We start from the raw sequence: 3,525 nt of genomic DNA, 5'->3' as shown, positions 1-3,525 counted from the left end.
TATCTTTTATCATACTAGCAAACTCTTTTTTGTCCATAGAAAAATCAGCATCAGCCCCACCGATAGATTTATCTAAAATAAAATGCTTTTCGATAACTTTTGCACCAAGTGCAACAGCTGTTATAGGTGCTGTTGACCCAAGTGTATGATCTGAAAAACCAGATATTACTCCAAAAGTTTGAGCAAGATTTGATATGGTAGCAAGATTTGCATCTTCTAGTGGTGCTGGATATGCACTAGTACATTTAAGTAAAACTATATCATCATTTCCTACACTTCGGCATATATCAACCGCATCTTGTATCTCATCAATAGTAGCAATACCCGTAGAGATAATAATAGGTCTCATTTTAGATGCTGTATATCGTATAAGCTCATGATCAGGTATCTCGAAGGATGCTATTTTATAAGCTGACGGATTAAATTGTTCTAAAAAATCCACTGCTGTTTTATCAAATGGAGAAGAGAATATATCAATCTCAATTTTTCTGGCATAGTCGAATAATTCTTTATGCCATTCCCATGGAGTGGTAGCCCACTGATATAACTCGTATAAGCTTTTTCCATCCCATAAAGTTCCGCCTTTAACTATGAAGTCATCTTTTTTACAATCAAGTGTCATAGTATCTGATGTGTATGTTTGTAGCTTTATACAGTTTGCACCGATTTCTTTTGCTGCTTTTATTGTATCTAAAGCATTTTGTAAGCTACCGTTATGATTTGCACTCAATTCTGCAATTATATATGTGCCATCATTATTTAAATTAAAATTACCTATTTTCATTTTTTTCCTTTTTGTTATTATTTAAAAGAGACCTGTAATTATTCCATCATCATCAATATTAATCTTTTCTGCTGTAGGAACTTTAGGTAAACCGGGCATTGTCATCATATTTCCAGCAATTACAACTATAAATCCAGCTCCATTTTCTAATTTAATTTGAGAAATTTCTACCACATGGTTTGATGGAGCACCTTTTAAAGAAGGGTCGGTTGAAAATGACATTTGTGTCTTTGCCATACAAATTGGAAGTTTTCCATACTTACCTTGTAGTTGTTCTATTTCAGACTTAACTTTATCATTTGCAATAACTTCTCTAGCACCATATATCTTAGTTGCTACAGTTTTTATCTTTTCCCAGATAGAGAGACTATCTTCATACAAATATTCAAATTTCGCTTCTTGATTATCTACAATATATAAAACTTCTTTAGCTAAGTTTTGTGCACCTTTTGATCCTTCCGCCCAATGCTTTGATACTACACACTTAACAGCAAGTTTTTCGCATTTTTCTTTTATCAGATTAGTTTCAGAATCCGTATCAAAAGTAAAATTATTTATACAAACGACTGTATTTAAACCATAATTTTTAGTTACATTATGAATATGACGTTCTAAATTTTCAAAACCCTTTTCAAGTGCTTTTAAGTTTTCTTGATTTAAATGATCTAATTCAACACCTCCATGATATTTAAGTGCTCTTACTGTTGCAACAATGACTACTGCAGAAGGATTAAGTTTTGCACTTCTACATTTAATATTGATAAACTTTTCAGCTCCTAAATCAGCTCCAAATCCTGCTTCTGTAACAGTGTAATCTGCTAGTTTTAATGCAGTTTTTGTAGCAGTTACACTATTACACCCATGAGCAATATTTGCAAATGGTCCTCCATGAACTATGGCTAAATTATTTTCTAATGTTTGCACAAAATTTGGTTTAATTGCATCTTTTAAAAGTGCTGCCATAGCTCCATCTGCTTTTAAATCGCTAGCATAAACTGGTGTTATTTTATCTGTTTTATATCCTATAATTATTCTACCCAATCTATCTTTTAAATCGGCACGATTAGTTGCTAAACATAAAATTGCCATGACTTCAGAAGCAACAACTATATCAAAACCATCTTCTCTTATATAACCATTTGAAACTCCACCTAGGCCAACTGTTATATCTCTCAAAGCTCTGTCATTCATGTCTACAACTCTTTTCCATTTAACTCGTCTAGAATCAATTTGTAGAGAATTTCCATGATGTATATGATTATCAATCATAGCAGAAAGCAAATTATGAGCAACACCTATAGCATGGAAATCACCTGTAAAATGCAAGTTTATATCTTCCATGGGTACTACTTGTGAATAACCACCACCAGTAGCTCCTCCTTTTAATCCAAAACAAGGACCAAGAGATGGTTCTCTTAAACAAATAATTGTTTTTTTATTCAAACTATTTAATGCATCTCCAAGACCAACTGTAGTAGTTGTTTTACCTTCACCAGCTGGTGTTGGAGATATTGCAGTTACAAGAATAAGTTTCCCATCTTTTTTATTTTGTTCGTGAGAAAGTTTATCTATATACTCTAAGGATAGTTTAGCCTTATAATGTCCATATGGATCTAGTTCTTCCATAGGTATATTATAAAGTTCTTTTGCTAATTCGATAATAGGTTTCATATTTGCATTTTGCGCTATCTTAATATCTGACATATGCTATTCCTTTATTTCTTCTATCTTTATTTTATATTTTTTATCGTTTATTAAAAAAAAAGCAGGATAATTTTTATTATCTACAATTCTTAGCAAATTAAATTGTTCTTTAATAGACTTATTAATATTTAATTCACTATCTTTAGAAGTTCTTTTTTTATAAAAAGTTTCTTTTCCTTTTTGTTTTTTAGCTACTTTATGATTATCATAATTAGTTAAAAAATCTAAACACATATTTATAGTATGTTTTGCTTGTTTTTCTCTCAATTCATTATTTAGTTCATAACCAGTTAATACTAAATCTTTTTGCATATAAATATCACCATCATCAATACCTAAACCAGCTTCAAACATTGTAAAGGGTATACTGCTTTTTTCTTCTAATACTTGCCAAAACATTGGAGCCCAACCTTTACCTAAAGGTAAAGCACTCTCGTGAACTACAATATTATGCTGATGTAAATCTAAATATTGTTTTTCAATTATTTTGTGATAACCTAATATAAAAACTATACTATAAGTCTGATCAATTTCTTTGTGGGAAAAAAACAATTCTGAATTATCAATTTCCTCTTTTAATTTTATTGCATAAGGAACAAACCATTGATTAAGTGAAGTTAATATTGCTATTTTCACTTAACTACTCTTATACTTTTAAATGCTTCAACATATTTCTTTCCAACTCTCATCCCTTGATATTTTGCATTTAGCTCTATACCCTCTAAACTTCTTGGATGAGGATAGTCACACAACTCTGAAGTATATGCTTTCATGGCATCTATTTTTAGATCAATTGTATCACTTATATCAAAAAAAGTATCAGGTGAAAAAGACAATGGATAGTTCCACTCTGTAGATGAAAGTATCTCAAAACTATATATCTCTTTTACACATTCATCTTCCATAGGTCTAGTTGCTGTTATAACTGCTTTATATGTTATCTGATGGTCTATATTTAAGTCGTCTTCGTAGTGAGTAAATATTATATCAGGTTTCACTTCCTCTTTAACTTTTGATATAACTTTGATAATATCAAG

4 protein-coding genes are annotated in these 3,525 nt (G+C 30.7%); all 4 read right to left on the bottom strand.

What is annotated here, in order from left to right; genetic code table 11:
* The coding region (gene pseI, locus HOG88_RS05830; RefSeq protein ID WP_295004163.1) for a pseudaminic acid synthase at nucleotides 1-784 on the bottom strand (784 nt) is incomplete at its 3' end.
* A 21-nt stretch (nucleotides 785-805) separates the two neighbouring features.
* The gene (locus HOG88_RS05825) at nucleotides 806-2,488 is read right to left on the bottom strand and encodes a formate--tetrahydrofolate ligase (RefSeq protein ID WP_295004161.1); all 1,683 of its coding nucleotides are present in this window, start codon (nucleotides 2,486-2,488) and stop codon (nucleotides 806-808) included.
* A 3-nt stretch (nucleotides 2,489-2,491) separates the two neighbouring features.
* The gene (locus HOG88_RS05820) at nucleotides 2,492-3,124 is read right to left on the bottom strand and encodes a methionyl-tRNA formyltransferase (RefSeq protein WP_295004159.1); all 633 of its coding nucleotides are present in this window, start codon (nucleotides 3,122-3,124) and stop codon (nucleotides 2,492-2,494) included.
* Nucleotides 3,121-3,525: PIG-L deacetylase family protein (locus tag HOG88_RS05815; RefSeq protein WP_367234686.1), on the bottom strand; the 405-nt coding region annotated here is incomplete at its 5' end. The genes HOG88_RS05820 and HOG88_RS05815, both read right to left, overlap by 4 nt.

Origin of the sequence: Sulfurimonas sp., from assembly GCF_018698455.1 — a bacterium.
Classification (GTDB): Bacteria; Campylobacterota; Campylobacteria; order Campylobacterales; family Sulfurimonadaceae; genus Sulfurimonas.
The sequence above is the reverse complement of the archived record's forward strand: the minus strand, read 5'-3'. Positions and strand labels throughout refer to the sequence as shown.

What these genes read in the sequence shown, in the direction of transcription:
- HOG88_RS05825 (WP_295004161.1), bottom strand. Translation starts at nt 2,488, where the DNA reads ATGTCAGATATTAAGATAGCGCAAAATGCAAATATGAAACCTATTATC.